Genomic DNA, 14,186 nt, shown 5'->3' with positions numbered 1-14,186 from the left:
AGCTTGGAAACGTATGGTCTGTTTACAACTTTATTTTCACTGAACAATGTTTCCCTTTAAAATCCGCAGCGTTACAGCAACAGTACCAATTTAAGATATAAGTATAGAAGCCTCTGATAACTCAGGGGCTTATTTTGCGTACAAAGAAAGGTGAGATCAGTAATGGATATACTTACAATTCACGGAGTAAGAGGATTTATTGATGGTAACGGTACGGCGCAATTGAATTTAGAAGATGTTTCTCGCGGGTTGGGTTTTACTCAAAGAGCTGCGAGTGGAAATGAGGTTGTGCGCTGGGAGAGAGTAAATAAACACTTGTCGGAATTTAGGTTCATCCGCTCAAGTGGGGACGCTGATTCTTCCCAACAAGCTGGGAAAGGGGATTATATTCCTGAAAACATCTTTTACCGCTTGGCGATGAAGGCAAGAAACGAAGTAGCTGAAGCATTTCAGGCCAAGGTAGCTGATGAAATACTGCCGTCAATCAGGAAGCATGGAATATATGCTACGGACAATGTGATTGATAATATCCTTAATAATCCTGACTTTGGAATTGAACTACTGACTAAGCTCAAGGAAGAACGCGCTGCCAGAGTACAGGCGGAAAGGACAAATGCAATCCTAATGCATGTAAACAAAACGTATACGGCTACGGAGATTGCCAAGGAACTCGGATTTAAGTCAGCAATTGCTCTTAACCATGATTTAGGCAATCGAAAGATTCAATTCAGACAGAATGATACATGGCTACTGTACAGCAGATACGCAGATTGTGGTTATGTTGAAATCAAACAAGAAGTTCTTGATAACGGAAAAGTGATCTATCACCGTAGATTTACTCAGTTAGGTCGTGAATGGCTTTTGAAAATTTATAATAAGGAACAATCAAGGGCATCTATAAGTTAAAGATGTCTTTTTTGTTGTCCAAGGAGGTGATGAAACCCGTGGCAAAAATAAAATCCGCATTGGATATACAAATAGATCTAACAAGGCCAGTTGAAGAATTGACTGAGGTCATTTCTGCTGTCATTTCTACGCAACCAGCGCGCCGGAAAGAAATACTTAAAGGATTGGATATAGCAATAGGAGATACATTAGCAGAGATACAGGCGCAAGAAGATCAGAAAACAGACAATGATAGCTCAGGAAAAGTTTCCTGAACGGAGAGACGGGGGAAAGAAGGTTGGATAAGTGGGAGATTTTTAAGTTCAGCGCAGCTTTAGGTAGTAGCGCTGTGACGTATTTTTACGGTGGGTGGTCGGGAGTATTGGGGGTGTTACTTGCGCTGGTCATAATTGATTATGTGACCGGATTATTTGCTGCTGGCGCAGAAGGTAAGAAGGGAACTGGACCCGGTTTAAAAAGCAAGATTGGTCTCATCGGTATCGCTCGAAAGGTATTTATTTTTGCAATGGTAGCAGTATCCCATCTAATTGATGGAATCTTAGGCGATTCGCACCTATTCCGGGATGCGGTCGCCTATTTTTATATGGCAAATGAGCTGCTGTCCATTTTGGAGAATGGCGGCAGACTCGGAGCCCCTATCCCGCCTGTGATCCGACAGGACGTAGAAGTTTTGAAAAGTAAAAGTGGTAAGGAAGGAGAGAAAGAGGATGCAACAACGAAACAGCCGTAATGCTCAAGGGATTGACGTATCCCGATATCAACGAAAGATTGATTGGAAGGCAGTGAAGGAAGACGGTTTATCGTTTGCCTTCACCAAGGCTAGTCAAGGGAAGTCATACCGCGACAAAACATTCATCGGTAATGCACAGGCTACACGAGCTGTCGGAGTCCTAGTAGGAGCTTATCACTATGTAGACGACTCTGCGAAAACGCCGGAGGATGCCCGAAAGGAAGCTGCAAACTTCGTGAGCGCCATTGATTCAGCCGGAGGCATCACGGCTTTCGATCTGCCACCAGTAATGGATTATGAGTCCAATAAGTCCGGCTTAAGCAAAGCGGCTCTTACAGCCGTAGCCAAGACATTTCTGGCGGAAGTTGAGCGGCTTACTGGAGTACGACCAATCGTGTACACATATCCTTCGTTCATCGGTAATTTCAGCGGCTTATCAGATTACCCATTGTGGATTGCCCGGTACAGCGCCACACAGGTTCCGCCTGGCGCATCTGGTTGGTCACGCTGGGATTTCTGGCAGTATAGCGATGGCTCGGCTGGTGGCACATTGCCGTCCGGCACACGTAGGTGGCTGGCATAGCGGGTCCAGTCGATTTGAATGAATTTGACGGTACGGCAGATGAGCTTCGGACACGGTTTAGGAAAAAGACATCCGTACCCAAAGAAGAGCCTGCGACTGTTGCGGATGGATCATTCCAGATCAACGGAGAGAATGTGGGTAAAGCTCTGCTGTTTGATGGAAAGACTCACGTTCCGTTGCGCGTGCTGGCGAATGCTCTCGGTATCCCTTTGCGCTGGGATAATGCCAAAAAGGTCGCATATTTGAACAATCGCAAATTGCAATCTGTGCAGCTTGTGGAGGGTGTCGCTTATGTACAACTTCGGCCAATTGCAGAATCTTATGGAGCCGAAGTTTCATGGGATTCTAAGAATAGAATTGCTGGTCTGAAAACGAAAGGAGATAAATAATCATGCAAACATTAATTGAAGGTGTACAACCGTATGTGACCACTATTGCTACAGCCGCCATAGGCGTACTTACGACATTCGTTTTGGCTGGACTGAACACAGTTAAAGGTAAAGCAAACGCATGGCTTGAGGCGCGTACTACGGCGGCACAGAGAGAAGTAATCCATAAGATTGCTGGAGAGGGCTTTGCCTTTGCTCAAACAGCTGTCAAGCAGGCTGACGGTGAACGAAAGCTTCAGGAGGCTTTGCAGTATGTTTCACTTACTCTTTCTAGTCAAGGTATCGTAGTATCCCAAGTAGAGCTAAGGTCCGCGATTGAAAAGGCATATCTAGAGTATAAGGCTAAGACAAAAACAATGTTTGCTACCGAAGCACAGCAGAGTGAAGAAGCTACTCAAGCGGCTGCTAAGGAAGCTGTATCTTCTTTGGCAGCAAAGGTAACGGAGATACTTACACAGGCTACAGGACCAGAAGTGACGGAAAGCGCGGTGCCTAAGTCGTTGCAAGAAACCGCTCCAGCAGAACGGGCGACTGTAACGGGTTTAGCAGTGGAATAAATGACTAGATTTATATAGGTATATTATATATAATAATATATAGGGAACATACGTTCTACTGAAGAACATTTGTTCCAATTGCCAAACGTTCCATAATCAGGGATCATAGAACTATGAAAATAGTATAAATTTCCTAGGTTACAGGACGGAGGCAATTGAAGATGGCAAGAAAGTTTCATTATTATAATGTCGTAATAACACTAAACGGAACCGCAACTACTTTATATTTTTCTGATTTTCTTGAAGCAGTTATGAATATTGATTGGCATAATCGTCTTAGAAAGATTAAATTTCACCCTACTGCCTTGTTTCATGTTAAGATGCCACATCACGATTTGGATCAGACCTGCAGAGTGGCTTGCATTGGAAAGTATAGACAGTCAATTAAACCATATGCTGGTGATATTAATTCTGATCAAGCGAGTATGATTGACAAAGATATCATTGAGATGGTTACTTTGGTTACGATACCACTGGTAAGGACTGTATTAGTAGAGTTTAATTATTTTGGAGTAAAAGTACAGGATATTGAAGATTATCTTAATTCATTTTTCCCTATGGATAATCCAAGGAAACAATGGGCGGTTAGTTTCCTGCCAGTTGACTCTGAACTTAGTTTAGCTGACATTAGAAGATCTAATGACATCAAAAGCGTAACTTTAAAAATGAATGCTGAAGATGAAGATTTTGCTGCGACGTTACTTCGCTCTCAAAATCCATCACAAAGTAGCTCTGTGTTCGGTGGATTAATGAATCTAGCTGGTACAATTAATGAGGAAACTGACGCGCCCATAGTGGAGCTTAGTTTTGGAAAGGGCCGTAAAAGAAAAGTTGATCTAGATAGTGTGGAGATTTTAAGGCTCATTGATCTACTGCAAATCAATGAGAACGATTCAATCTTATCTTGTAAAGTAAAGTATAAAACTCCGCAAAGCAAAAAAACTCAAGAACTGGAACTGAAAAATATAGGCGTGAAAAGCGATTCAGTTCTCGAAGGAGACAAAGCTAATCATGGCTGGGAATTCATAGGAGATAAAATTTTAGAGCGTTATATTGAAAAGGGTAGACAGGGCTCTATCGCAATCCGAAGAATGCCTTATGATGAAGAAGCAAATATGCCTGCTTTGGTGCCTTTGCCAGGGGAAAAATATTTTGTACCAATTCAGCAAGGTCAAAGAGATGAAGATGAACAGTCAGCTTAATAATTAGTTATGAAGCTATGAGAGTGAAGTGATTTTAATGAGAACATCTCGTTGGGCCGATCGAATTGGATGGTTTCTTGAAAAAGGGCTAATCTGGATAGTGTGCTCTCTTTTTGTTTTGATATTTCTAGGTAACAAGCTATTAATTCTTTTTAATATGAGTTATGGGCTTTATTCACTGGAAAAATTTCTTTATCATAGTTATGACTTGATTATAGAACCTAATATCGGAACGATTACAACGATTGCTTCAATCTTTGTGGGCATCTATATTACGGTTTTATCTGTACTTGGTAGTATTAAAGCTAATTCAGTTATGGCGTTACTGAGTGATAATCTTTTGAAAAAGATTATTAAATATATTATTACTGGATTGATCGCTTCTTTTGTTGTTGTTTTTTACTCCTTTTTCGCCATTTTGATTACTAATGAGTTTATAAAATCGTTTTTTTTCTTCTTATTTGTTTTTTACATGCTTCTTACATCTTTAAGGCTCGGTATTAACTTATCTGTAATTTATAGCGTTGATTTGCACAAAATTTCTGAGAATATTGAAAAAGAGAAAGATGAAGCAGAAAAGTATAAACGTGTGATGTCTAGACTGGAAAAATATTTAGATGATCGAGAGGCAGAACGGTTTAGACAAAGGTAGCTTAAAAGGATGTGACACCCTACTGGCTAAGCTGGTGGGGTGTTTTCAAGTTTGTGAAAGCAATATTGTATGTTTAATATTAACATGCGTAAGGGTGATTGTATTGAGTATTAGAAGAGAAGTAGCGGAGGGTATTAGAGATTACAAAACTGCGGGTTTAGCAGAAATATTTGTTCTATGCGAAATCCTGATGGTGTCTGTAGTCGCTGGTAGATGGGCTAATAGAACTTGGTGGCCAGAGGGAGAATGGTGGGTTGGTGCTTGGGTTTTTATCGTGTGCCTACTTCTTCTTTTTGTTCCTGTAACATGTCTAATTATGACTGTTGTATTTGGTCTAGCTTGTGGTGTAGCGGGCTGGATGATAGGTGACTATTTATTTGAGAATTTAGGTGCTTCTGTTGTGATTGCAATCATATCTGGAGTATTAGGGCTAATGATAAATATTGTAGGCTGTCCTAGATTTACTTCAAAGCGTTTAGCCTAAGAGTTTATAGATAAACTTTAAAATATTTAGAGGGAGCGAAATTTATTCTATAGAATGACCATAAAGTATAGGTGATACTCTACTGGACACGCTGGTTGGGTGTTTTTTTACGTTATGGGGAGGAATACATATGTTTAAATGGATATTCACCGTACTAATTACAATCCTAATAGCTGGCTGCAGCGTACAACAAGATGTTGTAAAGCCTACTAAGAGCGACCCTGTAGCCGTTCCAATATCACAGGTATCGGCAGACACGGTTAAGCTGGAATTTCCGTAAGACCGTTATCACGAAACGGCACAGCATATTAAGGAAGCCATTCAGGCGGGAAAATCACCAGTATGCACCATAGTCCGTGATGGAGCCGACCATAATCGTGAGTTGTCCCTAAAGGGCGCGCCCACCAAGAAGGGCAAGGATAGGGATGAATGGCCTATGGCGATGTGTTCCGAAGGTGGAGAGGATGCAGACATTAAGTACATAAGTCCAAAGGATAATCGTGGAGCTGGATCGTGGGTTGGTCACAAGTTGGATGACTACGAAGATGGTACCCGAGTGGAATTTATCATAAAATAGCAAACACCCCTCTTACCGTATAGGTAGGACGGAGCATATTACTAAAATCTTCTGGTAAATCCTATAAATAATAGAACTACAGAATCATTTTTATGTCGAAATACTAGTTTATTTGTCCAATAGAAAACCAATAATGGAATAAGGTGTATAATATAAACTGTAAATACAAATACAAAAAGTGGAGGCAAGTTATCATGAAAAAAATTATTGGACTAGGATTGGTTGCAACTCTTTTTTTATCTTTAAGCCCAATAACTTCTGCGGCAAGTTTTGACAATGAACCAGAGGTGGTAACAGGAGTTGGTGAATTGGAGGAAAATCCAGGAGACACACACTCAATTATCACACCCTTCAGCTCGGTTCCTATACAATACACAAACTTTCGCGGGTATGATGATTATCAAACTACATTTGAACTAGTCCCTTCAAATGGTGAATCGTTTAATATTAATGTAGTGAATAATGGTTCGACAGATATTATACTTATATTATCTGGTGGTCTTAGTACAACTCAAAAAATACCAGCCGGGGAGCAAAGAACTATATCGGGTTATAGCACTAGACAAACTAAATACACGGTAGTAGTCAGTAACACGTACGGAGCATATATGAATTTTATTATACAGGCAAGACAGTTTGATGCCTAAGTTATCTACTGGAATAGTAGTTACTAATTAAACGGGAAACCACAATTTTGTCTAACGTACAATCTAAAAGCTCTGCTAACCTAATTGGTTGGCAGAGCTTATTTCGTTGAAGGGATTACCATACCTTTGACCGAATAAATTATTGAGGTGATCAGCATGAACCATACATATAGAGTGTTAAAGTCGGATATAAAACTATTTGCAGCTGCATTAAGCCAGGTAAAGGTGTACGTTGTTCAGTCGTTGGGCGAGGATTGGGTATCGGTTATAGACTATGGAGGATCCGTAGAAGTTTTCTCCCGATACGATTAAGATTGCCGGAGTGTATAATATGCGGAATCAGTTTGAATTTAGAGTATACAAAAAGGCCTGCTAACCTTAATTGGTCGGCGGGGCTTTTGTTAGACACTGAGTAAGGCAACTTGAATACATAAAGCGCCTTGGATTTAACTCCAAGACGCTCCCCTGCTTGTAGTAACGGTTAGTTAATGTCTCCTGGGTACTGACCAGTAGTACCCCAAGCTTCGCCTTCAACTTTGTTACCGTTGGCTCTGAATTGAATTACGTATTCCCCTGAAGGCATCCCATTAGGGAATGAATTAAGACTAGTCCACGTTAATGTGTCTTCTTTGCCAACAGTTTTATAGACATATTCTCTCCCGTTACCCTGCAAACTCCAAGCAAACTCCAAGTGAGATTTGATGTTCCTTCATTCCGAACTTTAATCTTTACATGTCCATAACCCTTTTTTTGACAGTTGTTTAATTAATTGTTAAATAACGGAAAAAGATCCTATCTGCCAAAGTTTGATAGAATCTTTTTTTGCAGGACAAATTCCCCCTAACTTCGACACTCATGGAATGACAACAGGATTGGAGAAAGAATTCGATCTGAGCTGAAAGAGGTCAATGAATTTATCACATGGTACGAAAGCAAGCAGGCTGGATCTGGATCGGCTTCATATGCCATCAATAAGCACGATAACAATAAAGGATCATTCAGCAACCGCAAGGATTACATGCTATACGATCGTATTCTTAACGTTTGAAGTAAGTGAATATTTTAAATAAATCGAAAAGCTCTGTTACCTTAATTGGTCTGCAGAGCTTTTAACTGTTCAAGGCTTTTAGAATATATCCAGGTATTCTTTCTGGAATTTGATGAAATCTTGCACACTGTCGTGATAGGTAAATCTACCGCCATTTTTATCAATAATCCAGTTGATCTTCTCGTCATTTAACAAGATTCCATACATGCAGTGATGAAGCAGTTCAATTTGCTTTTCATCCCTAATTCGGATCAAATGTTTTTCTTCTTCGACAATGAGGTACCATTTCGTTTCTGTTTCATCTACATCTACGTCTACATCCGCATCTACATACAGTATTGATACCGACAAGGGGAATGGCCAGTCAAACCAATGTCCTCGTTTGTCTTCTCTATAACCTTCAAATGCCATGGTTATTTCCCCCTACTTGGATAATTTCCTGATTAGTTTAAATGTATCTAACGTGCTGCGATTGTACGCTTAATTGGAAACTGTTTTACGGAAGTGGCAGCTATCCTCAGCCTTTGGCATCTTGGCATCAATCTGGTGAATGACCTGCTGTTTGAGGCTGGTACTAGCTGGGATACGTCTGTTTAGGCTGGGTTAACGGAGTTGTGAACTCTGGATTTTATTGTAAATTTCTCATTTGCTCAGGTTTTTAAAGACAATGCTGGTTCAAGGAAACATTTGCGGCAGCCCTTTTTAACATTGGATGACACAGGCTTTTAGGAATACACACATTAAGTTTACTGCTAGTTCTTGTCTTATCCTACTGGCTCAGGAATATCGCCCCCATATTCTTTCCATGGCTTCACGTACACCATCGTAAACTTCTGCAAAAGTTCAGTGTCGCTTTGGCAACCGTCTAATCCGCTATTGTTGCGCAATAGTTGTATCCTCTTTTATCGTTCATTGTTCTGATCTGTATAGTATACGGAAAACGACAGGTAACAAAGAAGTTAAGCGCTTTGTTACCCGATATCAAAACGCTACTACCAATACTTTACAGTTATTCTACTGAGCAATGACGTGGGCCCAACATGAAGGAACTGGAGTTGAAAACAGGTAGCAGTGTAGTGGACATAAAGGCGCGTCTGCTGGCTTTGGAAGAGGGGGACAACAAGAGCGATATACGCTCTATATTGTAATCATAGAGGGCTGGAATGGTGCCCCAAAGATCATTACATTTTCTCGTATGGAAATACGCGCTGTATTAAACCTCCAATGATATGGAGCTTATTTTTTGTACTCGGAATATAATTTGCGCATAACACATCAGGAGGCTGCACTCATGTCTTGAATGTATCTTATTTCTGGAGTGGTTTGTTTCTTATATTTAAAACAAATAGATGGAAAAGATCGGATATATATTGCTACATCGTTACTTACTTCATTAACTTTAAAGGGGATCTGAAAAAACTTTAAAATTGTAATTCATGGATTGTTGCATTCGTCTATATAATTACATCTTTTCCCATTCTAGATAAGGTGGTAGAATGAAAAAAATAGGTATGGGAGGCGTTTTATTTGAAGTATGATAAATATAATTGGGGACAATTTAAAGAGGGAGCGTATCATTGACCCTATAAACTACGTTAACCCTCATTTCTGGAGGGTCAAAAGTGAAAACCCCTTATTCACAGTCTGTTTTACGCCATAACCAAATTTTAATGTGGCTTTGTGTTCTTTCGTTTTTTAGTGTGTTAAATGAAATGGTTCTTAATATCTCTTTACCTGATATTGCTGATGAATTCAATAAAACACCAGCCGTTACAAATTGGGTAAATACTGCCTTTATGCTAAGTTTTTCTATAGGAACAGCTGTATACGGAAAGCTATCTGATCAGTTAGGTATTAAAAGGTTGCTTCTGTTTGGAATCATAGTGAATTGCATAGGATCATTAATTGGATTTATGGGACATACTTTTTTTCCAACACTTATCTTGGGGCGATTTATACAAGGGATTGGTGCAGCTGCATTTCCTTCACTTGTGATGGTCGTAGTTGCTCGCTATATCCCAAAAGAAAACAGGGGCAAGGCATATGGCCTCATCGGGTCTATCGTAGCAATGGGTGAAGGGATAGGACCGGCTATTGGTGGGATGATTGCTCATTATATTCATTGGTCACATTTACTGCTTCTTCCTGTTCTAACGTTTGTCACTGTTCCCTTCCTAATAAAATTATTGAAAAAGGAAGTCGTATCAAAGGGTTCACTTGACATTGCAGGAATCGTGCTTATATCTCTAGGCATTGTAATGTTTATGTTGTATACAACGTCTTACAGAATTTCTTTTCTGGTGATAAGTATTCTTTTCTTCTTGATCTTTTTAAAACATATCAGACAAGTAACCAATCCTTTTGTTGATCCTTCATTGGGGAAAAATACTGCATTTATGATAGGAATCCTTTGTGGCGGACTTATGTTTGGTACCGTAGCTGGATTTGTTTCTATGGTCCCTTATATGATGAAAGACGTTCATCACTTAAGTACCGCAATGATTGGCAGTGGAATTATTTTTCCTGGAACGATGAGTGTTATTTTCTTTGGTTTCCTTGGAGGAGCACTTGTTGATAAGAAAGGTTCCTTACATGTGCTAGCAGTCGGCGTTGCATTTCTTGCCGTCAGCTTTTTGATAGCTGCTTTCTTTATTGAAATGACACCTTGGCTGATGTCTATTATTATAGTCTTTGTTTTCGGTGGTCTTTCTTTTATTAAAACAGTAATATCCACTATTGTTTCAAGTAGTTTAAGACAAGAAGAAGCTGGCGCAGGAATGAGCTTGCTTAATTTTATAAGCTTTTTATCAGAAGGAACAGGGATTTCAGTTGTAGGAGGCTTATTATCAATACGTTTTATTCATCAAAAATTTATACCAATCATTAATTTTCCATCTGCTTATTTATATAGCAATATGTTATTGATTTTTATAGTGGTCATTATAATTAGCGGGATTTTAACTGTTATTGTATATAGACGTTCAGTTTCAGATTCCTGATAAGAGCAGAAAAGGATTACATGCTGAAAATGATCGCATCCTCACGTTTGAAGTAAGTGGATACTCTAAATAAATCAAAAGCTCTGCTAACCTTAATTGGTTGGCAGAGCTTTGTTTGCTGATCAGTTTGATTTTACTAGAGATGGCAACGCAAAGTGTGCGTACAAGATGGTATTATTTCAAATTCAGCCTTGTTACAGAAGGATAGGCTAATTTGAATGCTTAAACTTATAATACCAAAAAATCGCTTTTTCATGGGCTGTGGAAAAATTAGAATATAGCATAGTATCAACTCCGCCGATAACAAAGTTATTTTTAGCATAGAATCGACAAGCTAAAACATTCACATCCTGTGTTTCAAGCATAAGACCAACAAGGTTATTCTGCTTAGCCCACTCGGTTGCTTTACTCAATAAGGCTGCTCCGATTCCCTTGTGTCTCCAGTCTTTAGCGACGGCAATATCCTCAATTAGAGCAAAGCGATTCCAATTAGTACAAAGTTTAATTTGCCCAACACAGTCGTTCTCATCATAATATAAAAAAATAGATTTTCCTTGTTCATCAATATAACTGATGTCAACGTCATCATCCTCATACTGTTTAAAATATGGTTCGGGGAAACTTTCTTCTATATATGTCCAATTATCGTTCTCGTATTTAGGTATAATCCTTCCTGACACAATAAAGCCGTTATTCTCATTTGACTTCTTAAAATCTCCCATATTCGAAAGTAACATTTTAATTATCATGGCTTGTCTCCTCCTGGTTTAATTTCTCTATGCACACTATTCTAAAAGAGAACCACCTTTTCCTGTCTGTTAGATTTATAAAAAGAGCAAAATTGTAGCGACTGTTCAACTATGTGTGATATTCTACGATCTCGTCCGCTTGCTTCAACGATTCATAGCAGTAGTTAGGTGTAGCGTTTAACACAAAAAAAAGCAGGAAGAATCCTTCCTGCTTTTGCTTGAAAACGATTATTAACGTCTGCGTTGTCTATCATTCACGCTAAACAGATTAACAGCCAGTGCGTTACCTCTTGCACGCGCAACGGCTCTTTGATTCGAACGGATGTTTGATCTTCTTCTTCTCAAATCACGTCTGCAATGTCTTCTGCTCATATGATCACCTCCCTTCAAGGAAATGAAGGTACGGATGAATCTTAGTGGTGTTTATGCTTACGCTTGGAAATTTTGATATTCAAGGCATTGGTTGCTAGTGCATTTCCGCTTCCTGTTTTAGCAGCTGCGGCTTGAAAGACTTTAACGACCAGATATCTGTTTTTCCCGATGCGATGCTTATACGTTTTAACTCTATTTCTGATCATCTGCATATCTCCTTTGCTTAGGTCTGCTATATACTATGTCAATTGTGATAGTAATGTATCAGCATAAATCTATTAAAAGCAAAAAGAAGCTGGTACCTATATTACTAATGGTTAACAAAAAACTCATGCGAACCTGTCTTCGCCATTTCAACTTTACGTTGCAGGAGAATGTTACAGGCAGGTCGGCATGAGTCTAATAGTGTAGATAAATAATATGCAGTTTAGTATGAAAATTATTTACTATTAAGAGTGTTAAGTTTTTTCTCGTAGTACGCCTCTTGAGCAAGAATATGATTCAGTTGTTCAGAGAGCTGTTTATATTCTTGGCTGTCTTCTGGGTAATTGTTTCTTTCGGAAATTACAGCTTCGAGTTGCTTTTCTAAATACCTGAAATGGATAAGTATTTGTATGTACTGAATACGATCGTAGGTTGTTATGTGTGATTTCTCTTCTGCATACAAATGATCCATTGTTGGTACTACACAGCTTATGGCGATAAATATCACAACAAACGCTGAAATTATAATTTTTTTCATTTAATTCCTCCTACAGAGCTATGAGTAATTAATATACCATATTTATCTAAAACAAAGAAAGATCTATTAGTTTTGCCCATAACAGTATAGCTGCTCAAGATCAGTGGGTGATTATTTGAGATGAGGAGGCTGATTTTATAGTAGAAACAATAGGAATAGGTTGCTGAAATGAAAAAATAGTTGTGAGATACATAATAACAATACAAAACCGGCTTGCCCTAGGCAGCCGGTTTTGTATTAGTGGTTAGAATAACGGGGAAGAAAGAACGAGAAATCAGTGGAAGTCCCGGAAGAGTCCTACAACCTTGCCCAAAATGCTAACGTGTGTCAGGCGAAGCGGTTCAAAGGCTGGGTTTTCAGGTTGAAGCCGGATATGATCTTTTTCTTTGTAGAAGGTTTTAACTGTAGCTTCGTCTTCATCTGTCATAGCTACAACAATATCGCCATTATCAGCGGTCTGCTGCTGACGTACGATTACATAGTCTCCGTTAGCAATCCCAGCCTCAATCATGCTTTCGCCTACAACAGATAACATGAATATTTTATCCTCACCAACAAAGTGTTGGGGAAGAGGAAAGTAATCTTCAATATTTTCTGTCGCCGTAATAGGAAGGCCAGCAGTTACTTTGCCGACGACGGGGACACGACTAATGGAGTAATTAATCAAGTTGCTGTTATCCGATTCGTCTTGACCGAGTAACTCAATAGCCCGTGGTTTTGTAGGATCGCGTCGAATGAGTCCTTTTTTCTCTAAACGATCCAAATGACCGTGAACCGTAGAACTGGAGGCCAATCCGACAGCCTCGCCTATTTCGCGTACAGAAGGGGGGTATCCCTTTAGACGCACTTCATTGCGGATAAATTCAAGAATGGCCTGCTGGCGGCTCGAAATCTTAGACATACCGTATCAACCCCATTTAGTAACGTTTGGGAAAATTATAGCATAGAACCTCCGTTCGTACAAACATAAGTTCTAAATAATCCCTAAAAATAATCACGAACTTTTGTTCTCTTTTCTATTGAACAAAACAAATGTTCGTGTTATATTGTGAAAACATAAGAACAAACGTTTGGAGGTCGCAGCCAATGATGAAATATAGCACTTATCAAAGTATTTTTCCGATGAATTCAGAAAATTTGCAGGAGACCCGAAAAGAGGGTAGAGCGCATTTTATGCAAATTATTACTAATACTCTTTTACTTAAGCTTCTTATTTTAGTGATTGTTGCTTGGATTGCAGGGGCAGGTGTACTTACGGTTTTCGCGGCACCTTCAGCTTCCCAGGAAGAAGTGACTAAACTGACCGTACAACCTGGAGATACGTTGTGGGAGATTGCCGCAAATCATAAACCGGAACGAATGGATACACGGGTATATATAGAAGGAATTGTGCGGATTAACGGTTTAGAGGATCGGGGAGTACAGGCAGGTCAGGTACTCAAGCTTCCTAACTTCTGACCTATAGACTATTAGAGCTTGTCAGGGAGCGTAATGCGGGAGCCTTGACAAGCTCTTTTCTACATGTCAAAGTGTATTATATCTTTGCTTT

At 39.5% G+C, this 14,186-nt stretch carries 20 protein-coding genes and 3 pseudogenes; 16 read left to right on the top strand and 7 right to left on the bottom strand.

The window, feature by feature from the left end:
* Positions 1-162: 162 nt before the first annotated feature.
* The 14 genes and pseudogenes from ACYCSE_RS23860 to ACYCSE_RS23795 form a co-directional block, all read left to right on the top strand.
* Positions 163-906 (top strand): phage antirepressor KilAC domain-containing protein, encoded by a 744-nt coding sequence (locus ACYCSE_RS23860; RefSeq protein ID WP_254349725.1) that lies wholly within the window; start codon positions 163-165, stop codon positions 904-906.
* 38 nt (positions 907-944) lie between these two features.
* On the top strand, positions 945-1,160 hold the full coding sequence (locus tag ACYCSE_RS23855; protein ID WP_254349724.1) for a hypothetical protein: 216 nt from the start codon (positions 945-947) through the stop codon (positions 1,158-1,160).
* Between the two features lie 23 nt (positions 1,161-1,183).
* Positions 1,184-1,636 (top strand): phage holin family protein, encoded by a 453-nt coding sequence (locus tag ACYCSE_RS23850; RefSeq protein ID WP_459700263.1) that lies wholly within the window; start codon positions 1,184-1,186, stop codon positions 1,634-1,636.
* A complete protein-coding gene (locus ACYCSE_RS23845) occupies positions 1,614-2,219 on the top strand; it encodes a glycoside hydrolase family 25 protein (protein ID WP_459700261.1) in 606 nt (201 codons plus the stop codon). Before ACYCSE_RS23850 ends, ACYCSE_RS23845 begins: the two co-directional genes overlap by 23 nt.
* A 14-nt stretch (positions 2,220-2,233) precedes the next feature.
* Positions 2,234-2,608: a copper amine oxidase N-terminal domain-containing protein gene (locus tag ACYCSE_RS23840; RefSeq protein WP_459700259.1), complete on the top strand. Its 375-nt coding sequence runs from the start codon at positions 2,234-2,236 to the stop codon at positions 2,606-2,608.
* A 2-nt stretch (positions 2,609-2,610) separates the two neighbouring features.
* Entirely contained in the window at positions 2,611-3,165 is a 555-nt protein-coding gene (locus tag ACYCSE_RS23835) for a phage holin, LLH family (protein WP_459700257.1), read from the top strand.
* 161 nt (positions 3,166-3,326) lie between these two features.
* The gene (locus tag ACYCSE_RS23830; RefSeq protein ID WP_254349722.1) at positions 3,327-4,367 is read left to right on the top strand and encodes a hypothetical protein; all 1,041 of its coding nucleotides are present in this window, start codon (positions 3,327-3,329) and stop codon (positions 4,365-4,367) included.
* 37 nt (positions 4,368-4,404) lie between these two features.
* Entirely contained in the window at positions 4,405-5,019 is a 615-nt protein-coding gene (locus tag ACYCSE_RS23825) for a hypothetical protein (protein ID WP_103049115.1), read from the top strand.
* A gap of 103 nt (positions 5,020-5,122) precedes the next feature.
* Positions 5,123-5,503, top strand: coding sequence for a hypothetical protein (locus ACYCSE_RS23820; RefSeq protein WP_459700254.1), 381 nt, complete (start codon positions 5,123-5,125; stop codon positions 5,501-5,503).
* Between the two features lie 130 nt (positions 5,504-5,633).
* The gene (locus tag ACYCSE_RS23815; RefSeq protein ID WP_459700252.1) at positions 5,634-5,783 is read left to right on the top strand and encodes a hypothetical protein; all 150 of its coding nucleotides are present in this window, start codon (positions 5,634-5,636) and stop codon (positions 5,781-5,783) included.
* A 3-nt stretch (positions 5,784-5,786) separates the two neighbouring features.
* Positions 5,787-6,080: pseudogene (locus tag ACYCSE_RS23810) on the top strand (NucA/NucB deoxyribonuclease domain-containing protein); the annotation flags it as partial.
* A 194-nt stretch (positions 6,081-6,274) separates the two neighbouring features.
* Positions 6,275-6,727, top strand: a complete 453-nt coding sequence (locus ACYCSE_RS23805; protein WP_254349719.1) for a hypothetical protein — start codon at positions 6,275-6,277, stop codon at positions 6,725-6,727.
* A gap of 156 nt (positions 6,728-6,883) precedes the next feature.
* A pseudogene (locus tag ACYCSE_RS23800) lies at positions 6,884-7,103 on the top strand (hypothetical protein).
* 484 nt (positions 7,104-7,587) lie between these two features.
* Positions 7,588-7,797: pseudogene (locus ACYCSE_RS23795) on the top strand (fibronectin type III domain-containing protein); the annotation flags it as partial.
* 56 nt (positions 7,798-7,853) lie between these two features.
* Here the strand turns inward: ACYCSE_RS23795 and ACYCSE_RS23790 are convergent.
* Together ACYCSE_RS23790 and ACYCSE_RS23785 are read right to left on the bottom strand one after the other, a co-directional pair.
* Entirely contained in the window at positions 7,854-8,186 is a 333-nt protein-coding gene (locus tag ACYCSE_RS23790) for a hypothetical protein (RefSeq protein WP_235309660.1), read from the bottom strand.
* A gap of 353 nt (positions 8,187-8,539) precedes the next feature.
* On the bottom strand, positions 8,540-8,662 hold the full coding sequence (locus tag ACYCSE_RS23785) for a hypothetical protein (RefSeq protein ID WP_257785362.1): 123 nt from the start codon (positions 8,660-8,662) through the stop codon (positions 8,540-8,542).
* A 735-nt stretch (positions 8,663-9,397) separates the two neighbouring features.
* On the opposite strand from ACYCSE_RS23785, the gene tet reads away from it, so the two are divergent.
* Positions 9,398-10,774: a Tet(L)/Tet(K)/Tet(45) family tetracycline efflux MFS transporter gene (gene tet / locus ACYCSE_RS23780; protein ID WP_459700249.1), complete on the top strand. Its 1,377-nt coding sequence runs from the start codon at positions 9,398-9,400 to the stop codon at positions 10,772-10,774.
* 209 nt (positions 10,775-10,983) lie between these two features.
* Here tet and ACYCSE_RS23775 read toward each other — a convergent pair whose 3' ends face one another.
* The 5 genes from ACYCSE_RS23775 to lexA form a co-directional block, all read right to left on the bottom strand.
* Positions 10,984-11,523, bottom strand: coding sequence for a GNAT family N-acetyltransferase (locus tag ACYCSE_RS23775; RefSeq protein ID WP_459700247.1), 540 nt, complete (start codon positions 11,521-11,523; stop codon positions 10,984-10,986).
* 231 nt (positions 11,524-11,754) lie between these two features.
* Positions 11,755-11,895 carry a hypothetical protein gene (locus ACYCSE_RS23770; RefSeq protein WP_165177052.1) on the bottom strand — a complete coding sequence of 47 codons (141 nt, stop codon included), beginning with the start codon at positions 11,893-11,895 and terminating at the stop codon, positions 11,755-11,757.
* Between the two features lie 41 nt (positions 11,896-11,936).
* Positions 11,937-12,101, bottom strand: coding sequence for a hypothetical protein (locus ACYCSE_RS23765; RefSeq protein WP_016821950.1), 165 nt, complete (start codon positions 12,099-12,101; stop codon positions 11,937-11,939).
* Positions 12,102-12,334: 233 nt separating this feature from the next.
* A complete protein-coding gene (locus ACYCSE_RS23760; protein ID WP_452566961.1) occupies positions 12,335-12,637 on the bottom strand; it encodes a hypothetical protein in 303 nt (100 codons plus the stop codon).
* Positions 12,638-12,911: 274 nt separating this feature from the next.
* Positions 12,912-13,538, bottom strand: coding sequence for a transcriptional repressor LexA (gene lexA / locus ACYCSE_RS23755; protein WP_013310545.1), 627 nt, complete (start codon positions 13,536-13,538; stop codon positions 12,912-12,914).
* Positions 13,539-13,726: 188 nt separating this feature from the next.
* Between lexA and ACYCSE_RS23750 the strand changes: the two genes are divergently transcribed.
* Positions 13,727-14,095 (top strand): LysM peptidoglycan-binding domain-containing protein, encoded by a 369-nt coding sequence (locus tag ACYCSE_RS23750; protein WP_254349757.1) that lies wholly within the window; start codon positions 13,727-13,729, stop codon positions 14,093-14,095.
* Positions 14,096-14,186: the final 91 nt, after the last annotated feature.

The organism is Paenibacillus sp. SEL1 (assembly GCF_054602535.1).
Note: the sequence above shows the minus strand (reverse complement) of the source record. Positions and strands in the feature narration are given on the sequence as shown.

Bases quoted from the DNA above. Each gene is read 5' to 3' on its own strand.
- ACYCSE_RS23860 (WP_254349725.1), top strand. From the start codon at position 163: ATGGATATACTTACAATTCACGGAGTAAGAGGATTTATTGATGGTAAC.
- ACYCSE_RS23845 (WP_459700261.1), top strand. From the start codon at position 1,614: ATGCAACAACGAAACAGCCGTAATGCTCAAGGGATTGACGTATCCCGA.
- ACYCSE_RS23835 (WP_459700257.1), top strand. From the start codon at position 2,611: ATGCAAACATTAATTGAAGGTGTACAACCGTATGTGACCACTATTGCT.
- ACYCSE_RS23830 (WP_254349722.1), top strand. From the start codon at position 3,327: ATGGCAAGAAAGTTTCATTATTATAATGTCGTAATAACACTAAACGGA.
- ACYCSE_RS23825 (WP_103049115.1), top strand. From the start codon at position 4,405: ATGAGAACATCTCGTTGGGCCGATCGAATTGGATGGTTTCTTGAAAAA.
- ACYCSE_RS23815 (WP_459700252.1), top strand. From the start codon at position 5,634: ATGTTTAAATGGATATTCACCGTACTAATTACAATCCTAATAGCTGGC.
- ACYCSE_RS23805 (WP_254349719.1), top strand. From the start codon at position 6,275: ATGAAAAAAATTATTGGACTAGGATTGGTTGCAACTCTTTTTTTATCT.
- ACYCSE_RS23790 (WP_235309660.1), bottom strand. From the start codon at position 8,186: ATGGCATTTGAAGGTTATAGAGAAGACAAACGAGGACATTGGTTTGAC.
- ACYCSE_RS23775 (WP_459700247.1), bottom strand. From the start codon at position 11,523: ATGATAATTAAAATGTTACTTTCGAATATGGGAGATTTTAAGAAGTCA.
- ACYCSE_RS23770 (WP_165177052.1), bottom strand. From the start codon at position 11,895: ATGAGCAGAAGACATTGCAGACGTGATTTGAGAAGAAGAAGATCAAAC.
- ACYCSE_RS23765 (WP_016821950.1), bottom strand. From the start codon at position 12,101: ATGATCAGAAATAGAGTTAAAACGTATAAGCATCGCATCGGGAAAAAC.
- ACYCSE_RS23760 (WP_452566961.1), bottom strand. From the start codon at position 12,637: ATGAAAAAAATTATAATTTCAGCGTTTGTTGTGATATTTATCGCCATA.
- lexA (WP_013310545.1), bottom strand. From the start codon at position 13,538: ATGTCTAAGATTTCGAGCCGCCAGCAGGCCATTCTTGAATTTATCCGC.
- ACYCSE_RS23750 (WP_254349757.1), top strand. From the start codon at position 13,727: ATGAAATATAGCACTTATCAAAGTATTTTTCCGATGAATTCAGAAAAT.